The sequence below is a fragment of the Yokenella regensburgei genome (assembly GCF_003634235.1).
GTDB classification, from domain to species: domain Bacteria; phylum Pseudomonadota; class Gammaproteobacteria; order Enterobacterales; family Enterobacteriaceae; genus Yokenella; species Yokenella regensburgei.
In genome coordinates, this window is sequence record NZ_RBIZ01000004.1 from 72437 (window position 1) to 92946 (window position 20510).

Annotated in this window: 10 protein-coding genes and 1 pseudogene; 7 read left to right on the top strand and 4 right to left on the bottom strand. The window is 56.3% G+C overall.

Going from position 1 to position 20510, the window contains the following annotated elements; all coding sequences use genetic code 11:
- Positions 1-135: 135 nt before the first annotated feature.
- The 3 genes from C7387_RS11770 to C7387_RS11780 all read left to right on the top strand — a co-directional run bounded on the left by C7387_RS11770 (position 136) and on the right by C7387_RS11780 (position 2251).
- Positions 136-474, top strand: a complete 339-nt coding sequence (locus C7387_RS11770) for a hypothetical protein (RefSeq protein ID WP_120816764.1) — start codon at positions 136-138, stop codon at positions 472-474.
- A gap of 147 nt (positions 475-621) precedes the next feature.
- Positions 622-1482: a glycerophosphodiester phosphodiesterase family protein gene (locus C7387_RS11775; protein ID WP_166791170.1), complete on the top strand. Its 861-nt coding sequence runs from the start codon at positions 622-624 to the stop codon at positions 1480-1482.
- Positions 1483-1771: 289 nt separating this feature from the next.
- Entirely contained in the window at positions 1772-2251 is a 480-nt protein-coding gene (locus C7387_RS11780; RefSeq protein ID WP_006817373.1) for a SymE family type I addiction module toxin, read from the top strand.
- A 103-nt stretch (positions 2252-2354) separates the two neighbouring features.
- Here C7387_RS11780 and C7387_RS11785 read toward each other — a convergent pair whose 3' ends face one another.
- Positions 2355-3026 (bottom strand): hypothetical protein, encoded by a 672-nt coding sequence (locus tag C7387_RS11785; RefSeq protein ID WP_120816766.1) that lies wholly within the window; start codon positions 3024-3026, stop codon positions 2355-2357.
- Between the two features lie 57 nt (positions 3027-3083).
- Between C7387_RS11785 and C7387_RS11790 the strand changes: the two are divergent.
- Positions 3084-3197: pseudogene (locus C7387_RS11790) on the top strand (SymE family type I addiction module toxin); the annotation flags it as partial.
- 24 nt (positions 3198-3221) lie between these two features.
- On the opposite strand, the gene C7387_RS11795 reads toward C7387_RS11790, so the two are convergent.
- The 3 genes from C7387_RS11795 to C7387_RS11805 are packed head-to-tail and all read right to left on the bottom strand — an operon-like array spanning position 3222 to position 16452.
- On the bottom strand, positions 3222-3572 hold the full coding sequence (locus C7387_RS11795; protein ID WP_120816767.1) for a hypothetical protein: 351 nt from the start codon (positions 3570-3572) through the stop codon (positions 3222-3224).
- Positions 3572-14776 carry a hemagglutinin repeat-containing protein gene (locus tag C7387_RS11800; RefSeq protein ID WP_244922372.1) on the bottom strand — a complete coding sequence of 3735 codons (11205 nt, stop codon included), beginning with the start codon at positions 14774-14776 and terminating at the stop codon, positions 3572-3574. The genes C7387_RS11795 and C7387_RS11800 overlap by 1 nt, the downstream gene beginning before the upstream one ends.
- Before the next feature lie 11 nt (positions 14777-14787).
- Complete coding sequence (locus tag C7387_RS11805; protein ID WP_120816768.1) at positions 14788-16452, bottom strand: ShlB/FhaC/HecB family hemolysin secretion/activation protein; 1665 nt, start codon at positions 16450-16452, stop codon at positions 14788-14790.
- A gap of 439 nt (positions 16453-16891) precedes the next feature.
- On the opposite strand from C7387_RS11805, the gene C7387_RS11810 reads away from it, so the two are divergent.
- Genes C7387_RS11810 through C7387_RS11820 form a run of 3 tightly spaced genes read left to right on the top strand, consistent with a single transcriptional unit; the run spans position 16892 to position 20488 of the window.
- Positions 16892-17413, top strand: coding sequence for a Csu type fimbrial protein (locus tag C7387_RS11810; RefSeq protein WP_038255137.1), 522 nt, complete (start codon positions 16892-16894; stop codon positions 17411-17413).
- A gap of 14 nt (positions 17414-17427) precedes the next feature.
- Positions 17428-18153 carry a fimbrial biogenesis chaperone gene (locus C7387_RS11815; protein ID WP_120816769.1) on the top strand — a complete coding sequence of 242 codons (726 nt, stop codon included), beginning with the start codon at positions 17428-17430 and terminating at the stop codon, positions 18151-18153.
- A gap of 55 nt (positions 18154-18208) precedes the next feature.
- On the top strand, positions 18209-20488 hold the full coding sequence (locus C7387_RS11820) for a fimbria/pilus outer membrane usher protein (RefSeq protein ID WP_120816770.1): 2280 nt from the start codon (positions 18209-18211) through the stop codon (positions 20486-20488).
- Positions 20489-20510: the final 22 nt, after the last annotated feature.

A 20510-nucleotide genomic window follows, 5' to 3' on the forward strand; every position in this document is an offset into this window, starting at 1 on the left:
CTTTAGCCGATTATGCAGGCGCTTATTCTGCCGATGTCCGTTGGCTTATGCAAAATGTCGCTGTGATCCAATGCGTCAGCGTCGGGGTTAATTACCTTATCGCACAACGACATCAGGACGAGAACGATAATAACCATGACCAAAATACTGAAAAGGGCGCTGGCCGTCTTATTACTGCTACCGCTGTCGGCGCTTGCCGGGGAGAAAGTAACGCTACGTTGCCCGGACAGAGGCTGGGCGGAAGTCACCTTTCATTTATTCCAGCACGTCAGCGTACTGTGGGAGAACAACCTTTTTTATATTTCCGACGCCCGGCGCAGCAAGAGCAATCATTTTTATACATTTACCAATGGAGATATTCTTTCGGTGAATAATGGATTTCGGTTTATCTATGCGGATTCGGGCCGGGGGGTGGTGTGCACGGTATTATTGCGGGAGCCGACGCAGGCGCTGCGGCTGGAAACGAAAAGATAAATACAGATGACATTATCTCCTGCCTTAAATTAAGGTGAATCATGTATTCCTCCAGGACAGTCAGTATGCTAAATAAAGGGATTCAGCATGACGACCATCATTGTGCTACTTACCATTATTACAGGAGGTTATATGTCAAAGTCACCGATGGTTTTTCTTGCGTCAGTGCTTTTATCTACAACGTTAAGTGCTTTCGCCAGTGCCCCGCTGATTATTGCGCATCGGGGCGGTACCGGCGATGGGCCGGAGAACACGGCCTATACCATTGAAAAGTCGCTCCATAACAAGGCTGATGCCATCTGGGTGACGCTGCAGTTAACCAAAGACAACGTTATTGTCCTGTACCGCCCATCCGATTTATCGTCCCTCACCAGTCTGACCGGAACCGTCTCTTCTTTTACCGCGGATGAGCTGGCCGCCGCCGACGCTGCCTGGAAATACCTGCCTCCGGATTATCCCCTGCGCGGTAAAGGCATTCATGTTCCAACGCTTGAGAGCATCCTGAAAAAATGGCCTGACACGTTTTTCTATCTTGATATCAAATCCCCGGACGCCTCTCCCCAGCAGTTTGCCAGCACGCTGCTGACGCTTCTGAAGAACACCCATTCGCTTAAACGGGTCAGGGTGTATTCAACCGATGAGAAATACACCAGCGCCCTGCCTGAAGCGATCCCCCGCTTTGAGAGCCGGGACCTCACCCGCACCGCGCTGGCTAATATCACGATGGATCATCTTTGCACGCTCCCTGCCGAGCAGGGCAAGGGTAAATGGTATGGTTTTGAATTCCGCCGGGAGGTTCAGGTGATTGAGAAATTCACGCTGGGCGAAGGCGTTTCCACCTCTTATCTGCAGTGGGATCCGGAAGCATTTAAATGCTTTACCGGTGGCAATAAAAATAAAGTAGTGCTATTTGGCATAAACACGCCAGAAGATTATCAGCAGGCAAAAGCGCTGGGGGCTTACGGGGTGCTGGTCGATTCTCCCGAGAAATTTAAAGACCGTAAATAGGCTATATTCCAACCAGAGGCCTGTTGATTTTTTTGGCAGGCTTTACTGGAATTTATTAAATATAATTATGATGGGTGTCCATTCAGTTTTAAAACGCGTTAATAATGTAATTATACATTCACTTCCATCTTTTCCTGAAGCTTCCTCGCATTAATTCACTTTACCCCTCTCCCCATATACTGTTTTCTTATCCAGCATTCTATAATCCTTTTGTTCTTTATTTTCGCGGTATGAAAGTGGGCAAACACTTCCATACCGCTAACCACAATCAACTAAACAGGAGTTGTGTATGGCTGGTGTTGAGTTTATGTCAGTTGCGCCCGTTACCCAAACGGATTCAGATTCTGCGACAACGGAGAGTGAGATTTACGAGGTGCCGCGCAAAAATGCGCGAAACCGCTTGCACGGGCGGCGCACCGAGGAGGCGGAACTTCATCCACGCGCGGAGTCTGCGCTGGATGGTTCGGCCTGCTGTGAGCTGTATGCTCACGTCGACTGCCGTTATCTGCCGCTGCAGGGCGCATGGTTAACGCGGGCGGGGTTTGTGGACGGAATGCCGGTAAAAATCCGGGCGATGAAAGACTGTATTGTGATCACCCCGCAGCATACGCGTGAGTTATGGGGGTGCCTGGAGGGAATGAGTGTGGTGAATATGAATAAGCGTAAGGTCAGCGACTGGTTAAAAACCTTCCCCGGTGCGCTGATTGATACCGGCGATCTCCCCATCATCCGCCGCAGCCGCTTCGACAACGTCGATCGCAGCGAGTAACGGGCTTTAAAAGCTTATCCGGCCTGCAAAACCAGCAGAATCATTTGGTTTTACAGGCCGGATAAGCGAAGCGCTATCCGACAAAAAGCGATACCAGATTTATTTATTTTTTAAGCAAACGTGGCAGCTGATTATTAAGCTCAAGCAAGCAGCTGTTCATATATTTTTCTGTTTCAGCCGTAACGCGGGCATAATGATTGGCTTGCCAGTCTGACAATTTTGCTTCCACGGGTGCCGGGGTACATTCCGCTACCGTGAATGCTGAAAACATACTGCCATTTTCAGGGCGCTTATAAAAAATTATCTTGTATTTCAGCTGATAGGCGGGATCGGTCGCCGTGGCATCGTTATACACCAGCGCCCACGTGGCATGGCCAATATAGAGTGGCTGCTTGTAAGCATAGCCATTACCGTTGGCCTCCAGCCATTGTTTGATATTTTGTTTCGCTTTCGGCGTAAACCCGGCATCCGTAGGATTGGTCAGGGAATCAATCGTATTCCCTTTGTAGTTTTCCTTATCAAAATCACTGCCATTGACGTTCCCGGTCAGCGCCCCTAACACCGCAATCCCCATTCCCATCGTGGCATGCGACGGCGTAACCTCGCGCAGCTTGTTATCGGCTACCCGGTTCTTATTAAGATCTGCCAGTGCCGGAACGCTGAAAATATCAACAGAACTGCCATTCGCCGCTTTTACCGTATCGGGTTTAACCGGTGTCGCGCAGCCCATTAAGATGGATGTCGCGGCCACAACGGCGAGGAGTTTTGTATTCATGTGCTTTCCTTTTCTTTTGTTTAAAATAATCAATAAAATTTCTAATATTCCCGCAGCCCCAGCCTGCGTCTGAACGGTAACTGGCTGGGAGAAGCGGGATTCAGCACCGACACGCCGGTCATTGTTTGCGTGGAGCAGGGACGACTGGTGATCGAGCCGGTTAAGTGCTGACCGGCTCAACGGCCGAGACCTTCTTTATCTAACTAGCGAAGTGCTTTTTATTGATATATATGGTCTCACACGGATTTCAATATTAGTAATTAGCTCATCAGTAATTACTTCCGTATAAAGATATTCTCCAAGACTATCTCTTTTTAGACTTATTTCGTTAATATTTTCAGAGAGATATTTTGATATTTCTTTCCCATTGAATGAGATAAGAGCTTTGATCCACCCTGTAGTGGCGCAGAATGCAAAAATCATTTCCATACCATTACTGTCTTCACTTTTATATGCAAAATGAAGATCATCAGCCTCATTAACTATCGGTTCTGATTCAAAAAAACCTAAAAGATCTATTTCGTCTGGGAATGTTTTAATAAACATTATTTTTTCCCTTCTTTAGGAATAGTTGTTATAAATCTACGAGATCCATCAGGCATAACTTCAAACGATGTTTCTAGCTTAGTCGCCTTGCCTGATGGCCCAAACAGCAATGATTCTCTCACCTCAAACGATTGATTTCCTTTAGTATATGTATCTATCACATTACCTTTGGTATTAACTACCTGATTGAAGTGCTCAGTTAGTATATCTACACCTTTTGAGTTCGTTTCTAACCCTAATCGATCCATTGTCTGAGCAAGTTGAGTTGAACGTTCTGCATTATGAGAACCACTAGTCACATTACCAAACAGATAATCAAACTTCTTAGAGTCAATGATTGTTTTAGTTACATTTTCAGCAGCAACAATATTAGAACCAGGTATTTTCTTACCCGGCAACATAATACTTGCCAGCAACCCGCCGGTGGCTTCCAGCGCAGCCTGATTTCCGCCCGCCGCCTGTTTAACCGTATCAGCTACCGCTGACCAGGTTTCACCCTGCATCAGGGCTGTAACGGTATCCGCCACAGCCTGATTCTTCCCGGCAAGGTCGCTCATGGCTTTGCTGCAGTAGCTGTCGCCCGCAGCACAGGAAGCCAGCGCCATGGCCGCATCAGCCGCGTAGTCCGCTGAACCTAATGCAGCATCGCCGGTATCAGCAAGACCATTAATAATGGCGTTCGCGATGGCAGACGTTGTCCCTTCACCCAGCTTTTCCCTGACCTGATTTTTCAGGGATTCAGCGGCTTGTTTTGCCGCTGCACGAGCCTGGTCACCACTCAGCGAGTTATTCTCAACCGCATTCTTCCCGGCGCTCGCCCCTGCTGCTGCACCCGCCGTGTTACCGCTGGCAATTCCACCCGCGATACCTGCCGAAATACTCGCCAGAGAACTGATGGTCTGCTTCTGGTTTTCCGTCAGTTCAGACATTTTAACACCGGGGTAATATATCTCAGCTATGGCTTTTGCAACCAGTTCGCCGGACGCTGCCCCCGAAGCGCCTGCCGCAGCGCTATTCCCCTGAATGGCCGCAACCGTACCACCAAGAATGGCGTGGGCAATGGCGTTGACTGCGGTATTGCCTTCCGTAGGCTCCTTCAGCAGGTGTGCCAGTTCAGGTGCTGATGCTCCTGCTAATGCCCCGCTCAGATTACCGCCACCTGCAAGCGTGGTCAGTGCCGCCGTTGCAGCCTGAATACCACGCTGGACCGTTCCACCTGTTCCCATGCCAGTAGCATTGAAGGCTTCGTTGTAGTAGTTCTGGTATATCTGATTACTGATATCTTCTGGTTTCGCCGTTTTACCCGGATTATCTTTCTGCCACTGTGCCTGCGCCCTTGCCTTATCCTCTGGCGTCACGCTATCCATGCGGTCTTTGGCTGTTTTAATCGCACTCAGCTCACCCTGCGTACGCGCAATATCCGCCGCCTGACCGCCGATGTCGCTGATAAGCCCCACCGCTTTCAGCCGGTTCTGCTCTTTTTCCTTGTCGAATATCGGGCTGATGCTGTCGTTGGCGTGTTCAGTATCACGGCTCAGGTTCGCCACGTCCTGCTGCTGTTTATCCTTATTACGGACAGTGATGGTGCCATCCGCCACCGCCGCCTGCGTCGTTCCCTCCGCATGGCCGCTGTTGCCTGCGGCCGAAATCATTCCGCCCGGCATATTGCCTTTAAACTGGTCACCGCCAAAAGCCCCGCCGCCGCTGAGGCTGATGCCCGAGTGCTGGGTTTTGAAATCCGCTTCGTTATGAATATCGCTGAAGCCCAGCGTACCGGTATCCAGGCTGTTTTTATCTGCCGTCGCCGTGGAGGCAATCACGGCCCCATCCAGTTGGGTGTGGTTGCCCACCGTGATATCAAACCCGCCGTTACCGGCAAACAGCCCGCTCTGCTCGGCCACCGAGTCAAAGCGGCTCTTCATCTTGTCCTGGGAGGCAGAGATATAGCCTGAGCCACTCATCGAACCGAAGGTGAAGCTACCGCCCGCCGCCACGCTGGTCTGCTTGCTGTCGTAGTTGTTGTTATCCTGCTGGCTGCTTATCAGCAGGTCGCGACCGATATCCGCCGTTATCTTGTCTGCGCTGACCTGCGCACCGTTCAGTACCGTGTCGCGGCCGCTGTTGATGGTCAGGCTTTTGCCGCTGTCGAGCGTGGTTTCGGTCCAGTCGGTGCCGTTTCCTTTGTCTTTACCGTTCGCCGCATTGACGTTGGCAAAGACGCTGATACCGGCACCGCCGCCGCCGGCGCCGATGCTCACCCCAATCCCACCGCCGCTGCTGCTGTTTTTACCGCTGGACTGCTGGGTATTGGCTGCACCGCTCAGCAGAATGTCATTCCTCGCACTCAGCAGGGTGTCACCGCCCGCCTTCAGCTGGCTTCCGGCAATGACAATATCGCCGCTGTTCGCCCCGCCCTGCTTTCCGTTCGCCACAATGGCGAGATTATTCCCGGCATTCAGCGTACTGCCTGATACCGCATCACTCTCGGCATGCTGCTGCGTTTTGGATTTCTGGGTGGTGAGCGACAGACTTACGCCCATCGCATTCGGATCGCCGGTAGCCGAAGCCACAGCCGCAGCCTGCCCGGCCTGAACGCCTGACAGCGCCGTTTTGGTCGCCTGCAACGCCTTGAGGCGACCGTCGCTGGTCTCCTTCGTCTCCTGTGCGCTGGTCACCGCGTTATTAATGGCGCTACCCACCGTGCCGGAGAGCGCAACCGTCAGACCACTCTTCTTCTGCTCAAAGGTTTCGTCGCGGGTACGCTTGTCGTGACCCGGTTCAATGATCACGCTGTCGCCGGAGAGGCTGAGATCTTTCTGCGCAACCAGGTCCGCGCCGCCCATATGCGCCTGCTTACCGGCGGAAATGGCCACGCTACCGCCCGTCGAGCCCACGGTACTGAAGCTCTGACTCTGGGTTGTTCCTGCTTCACGCAGGTCGTGCGTTGATTTACTGCTGCCGATGGTGAAACCAATGCCTCCGGTGCCCATCAGGCCGCTTTTTTTCTCTTCTTTGAAGCGCCAGCTCGAATCAGTATTGGTGGCCGCAACGATATCCACGTTGTTACCCGCATGCAGATTCACGGCATCGTCACCGACCACCGAAGATCCTTTCACCAGCAGATCGTTACCGGCCTGTACCCGCACGTTGTTGCCGCTGAGCAGCGTACCCGCCTCGCGAGTGGCGCTATCTTCCTCAATGGTATGGGTTGTTTTCTTGCTGAGGAACCCTTTTTTGGTCTTTGTCTCTTCTTTGTAGTGATAATCGCTTTCCGTCGCCGTGGTCAGATTGACATCGCGACCGGCGGCGGCGGTAATATCACCCTGCGCCGTGACCTGCGCGGCCTGCGCGTTCAGATCCCGTCCGGCAACGATGGTCGTATTACCGCCGCTGGCAACTTCCGTTCCCTGCTGGCGCACCGATTCATCAATCACCGTTTTCTTACTTTCGCGGGTGCTGCTGCCGCTGGCCGTCTCCTGGGCCAGCAGATTAACATCGCGTCCGGCCTGCATCGCCACATTGTCCTCAGCCGCAATTCCCGCCGCCTGGCTGGTCAGATCCCGGCCCGCCGCCAGGACGACGTTTTCGCCCGCACTGACGGTGGTACGATCGACACCGCTCTGGTGCGTTTCGCTGCTGCCGCGTCGGTTGTTCTGGCTGGTTTCCGCCGCGTTAAGGTTGAGATCGTTCCCCGCCACCAGCTGGGCGCTTTTCCCGGCGCTCAGGTCGCTGGCGGTCACGTTGAGATCGTGGCCCGCTTTAATACCAAGATTACCGCCCGCGCTGATATCGTTGCCCTGCCAGCTCACGCTACCGCTGCTGGTGCCGGTTAACCCGCGCCCGGAGCGGCCCTGCGCCTCGTTAAGCTGGTTGGCATTCAGCGCAATGTCTCCCCAGGCGTTCATCAGCAGGGAGCCCCCCGCCGCTATCTTCGCCCCGGTGGCGGTAATATCTTTGCCCGCCAGCATCGACAGCCCGTCCTGGGCGGTTATCGATGCCGTTGTACCCAGCAGCGTGTCTTTAATCACCACCTGGCGGTATTTGTCCTGCGCGTTGATATCCAGCTGTTCCGCCAGCGTCAGGTTATTGATGCTGCCGTCGAGGCTTTCCAGCGCCACCGTTTTCCCGCTGATGGTCGAACTGATGTTGTTGATATCACCGATGGCGCTCAGGTCGAGATTGCCCCCGGCCTGCATCAGGCTGTTATCAAGGTTGTTGATACTGTTCTGCCCGTCGAGCGTCAGGCTCTTATTCGCCAGTATCGCGCTGCCGGCATTGGTGATATTGCCGCCCGCCAGCTGGACGTTATCCCCGGAGATAACGCTCCCGTGGTTTACGGTGACATCCTTCGCCGACAGATACAGCTTCGGTATCATCACCTGCTCACCGTTAATGGTCGCGGCTTCCCACCACAGCATGCTCTTATCAAGCGCCGCTATCTGATCCGCCGTCAGCGAGACGCCAAACGTCAGTCCCAGCGACTGCTGCACACTGGCGGCGTTATCCATCAGATAACGCATTTGATCGAGCTCTGAACCAATCCCCTTGAGATAGCGGCTTCCCGTCTGGTTCAGCATAGCGTTGCTGACGTAGCGGGTATCAAACGCCGCATCGCCGAGGAAACGATAGTCACGATCCGGGTTCAGGTTAAGACGACCAAGCATCCAGGCCGATCCCAGGAACTGTTTCTGATCGGTATAAGCGCTGTTGGTTTCCCGCGGCATGGCGTCGGGCTTAATCCCCAGCAGCGCATTCAGGTCGGCAAACAGGTTAGGATCAAGCTCACCAAGGCCGTTAAGTTTCGGGTTGAGGTTGATAAGGTAAGGACTTTTCGGATCGTCAGACACCACAAAGTAGCCGTTCTGACCGGAAGGCAGCGGATACGCGCTGGTATCCACCGTCTTACCGTGGTTTTGTCCGGAGACGTTTACGCCATTCGAACCCGGATTAACCGGGCCGTTCAGTGTCCCGAGGCTGGCATCGCTTTTCTGCACACCGGAAAGGGTATTGAGCGCGGCGTCTGGTACGCTGCCGCCGTCCAGCGCGCCGCCACCGTTGATCTGCTGTAAGGCACTCTGCAACCTGTCGTTCCACTGCGGAGTACCCACGCTGACTGAGTCACGTCCTTCCAGCGCCTGTTTTTGCACGCCATCGCCGATGGTCTGGTTGCTGAGGCTGTTCAGCGTTGGTGCCACGAGAGTGTTGCTGATGCGACCACTGTTCGCAGAGGTAGTGGTATTGCTGATGTCGCTGGCAAAAGACGCCGTTACATTACCACCGGCCTGGATAACCGAGCGGTACTGCTGTCCATCCGGGGTGTACTCGGTCCAGGTATCAGACAAGGTATATTTAATGCCGGAGTCCGGATCGCGCTTCCTCCCCTTCAGCCAGTTCTCCACGGATGTCAATGCCGGGAAAGGATCGTATTTAGTTTCACAGCGCGGAGCACAGGACCAGGTAAATTTCTGCCAGACCGACTGTTTACCGGTTTCGGCAGAGGCGTTATTCAGCGACTGACCGCGCAGGGTGATATTACCGTTAGCCAGCAGGAAGCTGGATTCATTGTTCAGCGTGTCGGCATTCGCCGTGAGATTACCGCCAGCAGCAATACGGGCAGCACCACCGTTTGCACTCACTGCGGTTTCCTGCTCGCTGATCAGCACCTTTTTCTCGTCAGATTTGAAGGTCGGCACCAGCCAGTATGAGGTTGTGCAGTGCGTATTCACCCCGCCGGAACACAGCGTATCAGATGTCACCCCAAGATTCTCTTTGCCCATTGAGGCAAAGCTGACGTTCAGTTGCGCCTGGTCAGCGGGCATAAACTCTTGCGAAGTAGTAGATACTTTCAGCCCATCGCGGGTGTTCAGCAGCCGGGCGGTATTGATATAAATATCACCGTTCTGCGTCTCGATAGTGCCGGAGGTGTTAATCACTTCAGCGTTGGCATTGCCCGCCGCATCCTTCTGCATCCAGAGGCTGTTACCGGCGAGGATATCGCCATGCTGGTTGGTGATGCTGTTGGCATACAGCGCCAGGTTATTCGCCGCATACAGCAGCGCCGTATTGACGATGGCACCCGGTGAGTTAAGCGTGAGCGTACCGCGGGTACCGGTAAAGCCGTCCACGGTGATATTGCCGCGGCTGCCTATCGTGACGTCACCACCGCCCTGCAACGTGCCGCCAGTATTCAGCGCCACGCTGCTGCCGCTGAGCGTGCTCGCGCCGCTGCCGGTGGTGATTTGTCCGTTGTTGCTGAGTTGACCCCCTGCGGTCAGATTAACGGCTTGCCCCTGCATAACTCTGCGGTTATCAATGTCACCATCGCTGGTCACGGAAAGCGTTTTACCGGCAGCAAGCGTGCTGTTCGCGCTAAAGGCATTGGCCAGCTTCAGGGTCAGATCGCCCAGCGCAACCACCTGTCCGAGCGCATTCAGCCCCTTGCTCTGCAAAGATAAATTACCGCCGCTAAACAGCTTACCTGCCGCGTTCTGGTTGACCTGGTCGGCGTTAACCGCAAGCTGCGTCTTGCCCAGCAGCGTGCCGTTATTGCTCAACTGGGCGTAATTAACCGACAGCTGGCCCGCCTGCGTGATCCCCTGGTTGGTAAAAGTATTGCCGGTCAGCGTTGCGCTGTCGGCCAGCCAGTTGCCGCTATTCGTTGCAGTAGCGGCATTGAGAACGAGCTGAGTGGCCTGCAGCCAGCCTGCGCCGGAATACTGCGGTGTGGTTAGCGTCAGCGCCGCGCCCGACAGCACTTTACCTTCGTTAAGCGCCCGGGTCGTCGCGTTAAGGCGGGTCTCTGCGCCGCCCTGAATGAGCCCGTAGTTCAGCATCGTCGGCGTGGTGACGTTCAGTCCCCAGTGGCTGACAATCTCGCCGCCGGCGTTATTGGTCAACGTATCGCTCAGCGAAAGCGTGGCGCCATTATCCCCCTGCAGTCGCCCTGAGTTGGTCAGCAATCCGGAGGTGATCCCAAGCGTCGTCCCCTGAATGTTGCCCTCGTTCACTACCGAGGCCGCATTCAGGCTCAACGCCCCGGCGGTCAGCATACTGCCCGCTTTCTGCTGGTTCACGGCGCCGCTCATCGCCAGCGTCAGGCCATTAACCCCGCTCACCGCTCCAGCGTTGTCCAGGCTCTCCCCCTTCAGCGTCAGGTTTTTCGCCGCCCATTGTCCGTTGTTGGTGAGGGAGAGCGCCTGCAGCGTGGCGTTGCCAAGTGCGGTGATTTTGCTCCCGCTTGCGGAGGTTAACTGCTTCGCAAGAGTAAGCTGTAGCGCGTCAGCGCTCTGTATCGCCCCGCTGTTAGCGAGCGATTGTGCATTGAGCAGAATCGACTGCCCCTGCCACGCACCGGCGTTGTTCACCTCACCAGAGGTAACCTTCAGCGCGCCCTGCGTCAGCAGTGAACCGCCCGCGGCGTTGATCAGTTCACGCTGCGGCGAGGCCATCGCCATGCGCGCCATCAGCCGTGTTTTGCCTTCCAGCGCCAGACCCTGCTGGCCGATAAGCGTGCCCTGATTGTGAATACGGTCCTGGTACGCCGTCAGGCTTTTCCCCTGCACGCTGCCGCTGTTGGTCAGCTGCGTGCCGTCGAGGGTCACATCGCCTTCGCTGAGGATTTTTCCGCTGTTATCCAGCTGCTGCGCGGTCAGCGATGTCGCGCCCTGGCTCATCATCTCACCCGGGGTGGTGAGGTTGTGACCGACATCCGCCGTCAGTTCCCCCTGGCTTACCAGCGATCCCTGGTGCTGCCAGTCATCCGCCGTGACCGCTACCTTTTGTCCCTGCTGGGTTCCCTGCGTGGTGATATTGCCCGCATTGAGGGTCAACGCGCCGCCGCTCAGCGTCCGGGATGTGGCTCCGGTGGTGAGGGTATCGCCAAAGAGCGTCAGACCCTGCGTTCCCTGCCACAGACCGTCGTTGGTTAAGGTCGTAGCGGTCAGGGTGAGTGTATCGCCTGCAATACGTCCTGAGCTGGAAACGGTGCCAGCGGTCAGCGCAACGGCACCACCGCTCTGCAGCGTCCCCTGGTTGCTCAGCAGTCCGGCAACGTTGCCTTCCAGCCCCTGCAAGCCATTAAGCACACCGCTGTTGTTCAGCGAGCTGGCGTTCAGGGCAACCGTATTCCCCTGCATCACACCGGCGTTCCCCACCGTCCCGGCGTCTATCGTCAGCGCATTACCGGCTAACCATCGACCAGTGGCATCGCTGTTCAGCGTCTCCACTTTCACCACGTTGCTGTCTTTACCCTGCACCAGCCCGCGGTTACTCAGGGATTGACCTTCCACGCTGACGGTCTGTCCGGCCAGCGTACCGCCGTTCTCCAGGGTTTGCGCCTTCACCTGCGCGGCCTGTTTCGCCAGCAGATTGCCCTGGTTATGCAGCGCCTCACTCACCTCCAGCCTGAGGCTGTCGGCCTGAATATCGCCGCTGTTCGTCAGCGTTCCAGCGTTCAGGGTAAAACCGTGGTCCGCCAGCACGACGCCGTGGTTTTCCAGGCTATCGAGGCGTAAATCCAGCCCCGAGCCGCTGACTACCTGGCCCTGTTGACCGTTCAGCAACTGGCGGGTGGTGAGTTGTAATGTCGAATTCCCCTGCACGGTGCCGTTGTTGGTCAGCGTCGGGGTCGTGAGCGTAAGGGACTTCGCCGCCACGGTGTTGTCGTTAAACAGCTGTGCGGCAGAGAGCTCAAACAGGTTCTGGCTGAGCAGTTCCCCCTGATTATCCAGCCGACCAGTTGTTGTCAGCTTCAGGCTATCCTGTGCCTGCAGGGTGCCGCCATTGCGCAGGCTGTCCGCCGACATCACCGCCGACTGACCTTCCAGCTTACCGTCGTTCTCAATACGGGTGCCGCGAAGCTGCAGGCTCTCGCCGCCCGTCATCTGCCCACCGGCGAGGTTGCTAAAGTGATTCCCCTCCCAGGTGAGCGCCTGATCGCCCTGCAGGATCCCGCTGCTGCGTAGGGAGCCATGCAGCGCAAGCACCTTCGCCGCCAGCATTCCGCGGTTATCGATGTTACCGGCGTGAACCGTCATCGCCTGTTGGCTGAGAACGTTGCCCTGATTAGTGAATCCGTCGCGGATTGCTGCCGTTACCCCGGCCTCGCCCAGCGCATTGCCGCCGTTTTGCCACTCGTTCGCCTGAATGTTCAGCGTGTTACCCTGCAGCAAACCACCATTGTCGAGCGTCTGGTTATGCAATTTTAATTCGCCAACGGCGAGCACCTTACCGCCGTTGTTCACTTCCGCGCTGTTCAGGGCGAGTGAATCAGCGGCCATCAGCCCGGCGTTATCGGTGCGCTGGCCGTTCATCGTTAAGGCGTTATCCGCCAGCAGGCGACCCGTGGCCTCATTGTTCACCGTCGCGTATTCGCTGCGTAGATTGACGCCGTTAATTTCTCCGCCGTTAACCAGCGCGCTACCGTTAAGCTGTAGATCACCATCGGTGGTGATGAGCCCATGGTTGGTGAGCGCCGGGATATCCAGCGTTAATGCGGCCACGCTGTAAAGTGAACCGCCGGCAAGGTTATCGAGCTTAGCGGTGTGTAGATCCAGCGCGGCGTTGCCCTGCATCAGGCCACCGTTGCTGACGTGCTGGCTGGTAAGACTGAGGTTGTCCGCCACCAGCGTGCCGTTATTGCTGAGGTCGTCCGGTGCGCTGAGCGTGATAGTCCGGGCATTTGCTTTGCCGTTGTGGCTGAGCGTATTCGCGGTGACGCTAAAATTGTTCTTCGCCGCGTGCGTGCCGTTAAGCGTCGCGGTCTGTGCCGTTAGCGTCAGATCCTGCCCACTCTGGATCTGTGCGTCGGATCCGCTGGTAATCTGCTGGCCTTTGACCGTCAGCGCCTGCGCCGCATTGACCTGCCCGTTGAGTTCAACGTTCCCCGCCGCAGCAATATCCAGCGACTTACCCTGCATCACGCCGTGGTTGCTGACGCTGTCACCTTTTATCCGGACATCATCACCTGCACTGAGCTGCCCGCTGTTTTGCAGCGTACTACCCACCACGCTCAGCGCTTTTCCTGCGGTGATATTGCCCCGGGTGTTCACACTCTCACGGCCGGTCAGTGAGATATTTCCGCCAGCATCTGCCGCGCCCTGCTGGCTGAGATGGCTCGCGCTAAGATCAATGTTCTGCCCCGCCGTCAGTTTGCCGCCGTTTTGCTCAAGCTTACCTTCCGCGCTGAGCTGCAGGTTGTTATCACTGACCAGCTGGCTACCGTTCAGGGCAATGCCGCTTTGGCTTGCAACCGCGATATTGCCGCCCGCTTTATGATCGCCAGAAAGCGCAACCTCCTGCCCTTTCGCCTTAATAGCGCCGCTGGCAAGGCTCTGGTGCACGCTGAGCTTGCCGCTGGCATCAAGGGTGATATCCCCCTGACGCGCATTAAGATTGCCAAGGTTAACCCCGACGCCTTTCTCGCTCGACACCAGACGGATCCGGTTGGCGTACATGCCGCCGAGCGCGCCGGTATCGACCGCCACCGTCGGCGCATTACCTTCACCCTGCTGCGCCTGAACGCTGCCGTCTGCGCCAACGCGGTTCGCCCCGGCCACCACCCGCAGATCTTTAGCGTGCATTTGGGCGTTAATTTCCGTGGCCCGGGAGATTATCGACAGCGAGTCGCTGCCGCTGGCATCAATCCCTTTGCCTTCGATGGTGATTGTGCCTTTTCTGACATCCAGCGCCTGCAGGTTGCCGTTGGCATCAAACACCGGTTTACCGGTCGTCAAAGTAGCGTTCGGTGTGTTGATAAATCCGCAGCCATTGCAGGTTATGCCGTAGGGGTTCGCGACCATCACGTTTGCCGCTTTCCCCGCCACTTCCGTCATCCCCTGCAGCTGCGAGCGGTTGCCGCCGGTCACTTCGTTGATGATGGCCTGCGCTTCCTGCCCTGGTCTGAGATTGGGGTTGCCGGTAATGATCCCGCCAAGCTGGGTCTGATTGAGCTTGTCGGTGGCGTTGTTGAGGATGATCCCTTCTTTTCCGACGTTATAGTCCTGGAACTGGTTATGGGAGACTCCCGCCCCGTTAGGCGTGGCGATATTCACCACCGGCACGCCGTTGGCCGCGCTGTCCACGCCGGTTGGCCCCTGCGGGGTTAACGCGTCACCGATGGCCGGCAGCAGCGGCTGACCGGCAAGCAGTGCGCTGATGAGATAGCTCAGCAGACGACGAGTCAGGCTAACGGGGGTCTGTTCCATTTCTTTCATCCTTAAAACGCCACGGCCACGCGGTAATAAATGCTGATATGGTCTGGCCCCAGCCAGTCCGGGTACGCCAGCGGCACGCCGAGCGTAAACTGTGTGGAAACCCAACGGTTGGCGGTGGTCAGCCCGGCGGCGGCCCCCCACAGCGTACCAGCCGCGTTAGGATCCAATCGGTCAGCGTGCAGCCAGCCGCCGTCCACCGCCGCCAGGGCGCTCACCTGGCCTACCACCGGCAGAGTGAACAGCACGTAGTTCAGCTCGTTACGCCAGTAGCCGCCGTTGTCACCAGAGATGGTTTGTTCTTTAAAGCCACGCACCGAGCTTTCGCCCCCGATAGTCATGCGTTCGCTGCCGTACAGTCTGTCGGGCGACCACTGCCCGTAAACGCTGGTCAGCCACCACAGGGAATCCGCCAGCGGTTTCTGGTAACTGGCGTTAAGGCTCCATTTGCGGAACTGGGCTTTGGGCAAATCACCGGACTTATTGCCGTCTTCCTCCGCCCCCATCCACGGCATACCGCGCGAGAAGGTTGGGTTGAAGGTCGCCACGCCACCGGCCACTTTTTGCGTGTGGTTGAGCCCAAACAGCAGGCTGGTTATCGTGCGGCTGCTGCTCTGCAGCTTGACGTCATCAAGCCAGTTCTGGCTGGTGCGGCGATTCAGGCCGAGCGAAATGCCGGTTTTGATATCTCCGTTGCGGAACAACACCTGCGACACCGAGGCGCGGTGCGTTTGCGTATCGCCGCTGGAGCGCCAGAGATAGCCGCGGTTATCAATGGTGCTGAGATAGTTGTTCCAGCTGTAGCTGTAATCAAACAGCGTGTAGCCATACGGTACGCTGACGCCTGTGGCAAAGTTCTGTGCATCTTTCGACGTCGAAAAATCGCTGCTGCGCCCGCCGCTGACAAACCAGCGATCCGCCAGCCCGAGTAAATTGTTGCCGGTAAGCGAACCGTTAATCTGCCCGACGCCGGTGCTTTTTTGCCCGCTATTGTCGAAGCCCACGGCGGCGCTGAGTGGAAACTCCGGCGTGGCGGTGAGATGAACAATTGACCAACCCTGCTTATCCCCGGGCAGAATTTCAATCTGCACGGGTGTCGTCCGTACGCGGTTAATCTGCTCCATCCCCTGCTCTATATCGCGCAGGTTCAGGATTTTTCCTTCCAGTCCCGGGAAGGTCATCGCCAGTTCACGGGGGCTGGCGCTCTCCATACGGATGGCCTGCAGACGCCCTTCCAGCACCACCAGATGCAGCTCTCCGGAGCCCAGATCCTGCTCGGTGATAAACGCGCGGCTGGTGATATAACCCCGGCTGATGTACCAGTCAGAAATCTCATTGGTGAGCTGGGTGATACGTGCCATATCGAGGCATTGATTCTGCCAGGGGGCGAGTAATTTTTGCTGCTGACGAGACGTCATCAGCGTGGCACCGTCCAGGACGATGGTGTGAATCGTAAAACAGGGACCTTTCACCGGAGCCGGCTCTCCCGGACGGGAGACACCCGGGAGCGGGGTGACGCGCTCCAGCGAGTCACGCTGCAGCTGGTTCTGGCGCAGTAACTGTTGCTGCTGTTGTTCAATACTGTCGCGATCGGCGGGTGATAGCGGTGCGGCAAATAATGACTGACTCAGTAACAGACATATTGCTGCTACCGGATATAAACCTTTCATCCCTGTCCCTGTTAATTTAAAACACGATATTGAAACTTACGTTTCCTTACATTCAATTTAAATTTAAACATACTCTTCCAGCTAAAGGGAAGCGTCATTAGCAGGAATTATCCTGGTGTCAGATATTTTTTCACAAATACTATTTGGCAAGCTTAAATTTGCATTAAATAGTGCAATATATTATATATCGACAAACAACTCCACCGCACGAACGCTGCAACATTTAACCACGGCTTACTATTTTTAAACCGCACCTACATCACAAATATATTCTCGCCTTCCAGGCACTTTCTGCTACTCGCTAATTAACCCGAATTCACTTAAAACAAACTGGCGTAATATTGAAGCTTATCCTAGGGTTAGATCAGGTAATCACCTGTAAAAAAGCTAACTTATTTCACGCCTAAAAATAGCGTTTATTTTAAGAAAGGTTAAGGATATGAAACCAGTCATTCGCGCTCGTTTAATGCTTTCCTGCATGGCTGCGGCTTTTATTCCATCGGCCAATGCCGCGGTAGCGAACGGAACATTCCAGGTGCTGATTACAGTCCTGAAATCCTGCACCGTAACGGCGGGCTCCGGCTCCAATATTAACCTCGGCTCGGTCAACGCCAATGCCGGAAGTACCAGTGGTAACAACACCATTTCGGTTAACTGTTCCAAAACGACACCTTATTTTATCGGCCTGGCGCCTTCAAACGCGAATACCCTTGGCGCCGGGACCATGGCCTCCAGCACTAACCCGGTGACCAACACCGATAAAATCCCTTATCAGCTGAACCAGACCTCCGCCACCGGCCCGGTCTGGGGGAACACGGCGACCACCTCCGCCGTGGGTAACGGGGTCGCGGGGACTGGTACAGGGCTGGCGCAGACTATCACCGTGTATGCCACGGTAGCCAACGCCGATTTCACCCCTGACAGCTACGCCGATACGGTAACCGTCAACGTTAACTACTGACGCCGGGAAAAGGGATGAAAGTATCATTGCGAGTATTCTGGCAATACGCTCTGGCGTGCCTGTCAGCCATCGTCTGTACCGCCAGCCCCGCGCTGGCAGGCGGTCTGCAGATAGCTCCGGTCAGCCTGACCTTACAGGGAACGCAAAACGCCGACGGGATCTGGCTCAGTAACGAAGGCGGCGCACCGCTCAACGCCCAGGTGCGGGTCTGGCGCTGGACGCAAAGTGGCAACAACGACAGGCTTGATAATGCCCAGGGTCTGGCGATCAGTCCGCCGATGCTGGCGCTGGCGCCAGGTGAAAAACAGCTCGTGCGCGTTATCCGCACCGGCCCCGCGAACCCCAACGTCGAAGATGCCTGGCGCCTTTCTATCGACGAACTCCCTCCGGCTAAACGTGAAAAGAATCAGATTCAGTTCGTGATGCGCTATTCCGTCCCGGTCTTTATACAGCCAGCCGGCGTGGCCAACGCCGCCCCCAGGCTGCAGTGGAGGCTGGTCGCGGCTGACGGAAAAGCATTTGTTGAAGTGAATAATCAGGGAAACAGTCATGCGCAGCTTGCCCAGGCCACCTTTGTGCAGGCCAACGGGGCGCGGAAGGTCATTTCGCCAGGACTGCTGGGGTACGTTCTCCCGGGTTCAACGATGCGCTGGATAATCCCGGTATCAGCCGGTGATGCACAGCGCGGTGGGAAAGTTGAAGTAATGATTAATGGTCAAAAAACAGTACAAAATCTCTGAATGGCCATATTGTCTGGTGAAATTTTTTTTGCTCAATGGAGTCTTCATATCGGGAATGGCAGCGGCGCAGGGTATCGGTAATAACACGCCACAGAATGTGGTCATCAGTGATACCACGCCGCTGGTTGGTAGCGATTTATACCTTGACGTTACTCTGAATGGAAATCCAGTAGGGCTGGTTCACCTGGGCTACGCCGATGGCAAGCTCTACGGCAGCGCGAACACCCTGCGCCAGCTGGGATTCCGCGTGCCGGAAGGAACGACAAAACCGGTCAGCCTTAACGCCTTTCCGCAGCTTAAGGTTGACTACAATGCGCAGCAGCAGACGCTGGCGCTGACGGCTCCGCTCGACACGCTGGATCTCGCCACCACGCAAATCAACGCGCTCAACGAGGCAAACCCCGAGGTCAACACCTCGCGCGGGGCGCTGCTCAATTACGATCTCTACACCCAGCAGGGCAAAGAGAGCAGCGTGAACACCTTCAGCGAACTGCGCGCCTTTAACTCCGCGGGGGTGCTGAGCACCACGCAGCTCAGCCAGTACTCCACGGAGAAGGATGCCAACAATCAGTTCAGCCGCCTCGACACCAGCTGGCGCTCGTCGTTTCCCGATAAAATGCTGGCGCTCACCCTCGGTGATACCCTGACCAGCTCGCTGTCATGGTCGCGTCCGACGCGCATCTCCGGGATCCAAATCGGCACTGATTTCAGCCTCAGACCGTACATGCCTACCACCCCGCTCCCGGCGTTTCTTGGCTCCGCCACGCTGCCCTCAAGCGTTGAGCTGTACGTCAACGGAGTGAAGTCGTACACCGGCGAAGTCCCGGCAGGTAGCCTCCAGATAAACACCATGCCGAATATCAGCGGTGCAGGAAACGCTCAGGTGATGATGACCGATGCCCTCGGCAGAACGACGATGCAGAGTTTTTCGTTTTATAACGATCAGCAGCTGCTGCGCGAAGGGTTAACCTCGTGGTCGGCAGAGCTTGGCGTCGTGCGGGAAAACTACGGTTATTCGTCGTTTGATTACGCCAGCTCACCGGCGCTGAGCGCCACCTGGCGGCGCGGTATCAGCAATTCGCTCACCACCAGCGCTCACGCCGAAACCAGCGACAGCCTGGTGAACGGCGGGGTTGGCAGCGACTGGATCCCCGGCGGCCAGAGCGGTACCCTCTCCACCTCGTTTGCCATGAGCACCGATGCCGGAGAAAACGGCTTTCAGTACGGCATTGGCTACCGCTGGAGCGGGGAGAAGTTCAACTTCAGCACCAATACCGTCGGCACCTCCGGTGATTATCATGACGTTGCTACCCACTACGGCCAACCACCGCCCGCGCTCAGCAGCAGCACCGTCGTGGGTTACAACTTCGGTAACGCCGGCAACCTCAGCCTCAGCTATCTGCAGTTCCGCTATCCGCAGGAATCCGCCGTGCGCTACGCCAACGCCAGCTGGTTCAAAGCCGTCACCGATAACGTCTTTATCAACGCCAGCTTCAACCAGAACGTCGACGACAGCCGCGACAGCAGCATCTATCTGATGCTGACGGTGACCACCCGCGACAACATTAGCGCCAGCAGCACCATCCAGCGCACCAACGATGAAATGGGGTATCAGTTCAACGCCAGCCGCACCCCGCCGTCGGAGGGTGGTTTAGGCTGGAACGTTGCCGCCAGCCAGCAGGGCTCCGATCAGAGCGGCCAGGGCGAAGTGGGCTATCTGGGGCGCTACGGCAAAGTCTATACCGGCTTTAACAGCGTGCCGGATAACCAGTATGGCTATGCGGGCGCGACGGGATCGGTGGTGATGATGGGCGGTGGGCTGTTCGCCGCCCGCCAGATCAACAACGGCTTTGCGGTGGTTTCCACGGACGGCATCCCGGGCGTGCCCATCAAGCTGCAGAACAACCAGGTCGGCGTCAGCGATTCACAGGGGCTGCTGCTGGTGACCCAGCTCAACAGCTATCAAAAGAATGAAATCAGCATCGATCCGATGGATTTACCCGCCAACACGCGCATCTCTCGGGTAACGGCGAACGCCACCCCGGCGGATCGCTCCGGCGCGCTGATAAACTTTGGCATCACTCCGGTGCGCGCAGCGCTGGTCATTCTGGTCGACGGTCGTGGCCGGGTTATCCCGCAGGGCAGTACCGCCACCTTAAGCAGCGGCGCGCGGCAATCCTCAGAAGTGGGCTTCGACGGGATGGCCTATTTTGACACGCTGGAAACCCATAACCGGCTGCAGGTCGCTACCGAAACGGGTACCTGCGGCGTAACGTTCGATTTCCCGGAAAAAACCAAAGACATCGCCCGTATTGGCCCACTGGTGTGCCAGTAAACGGCCCTTTTTATGACAGGAG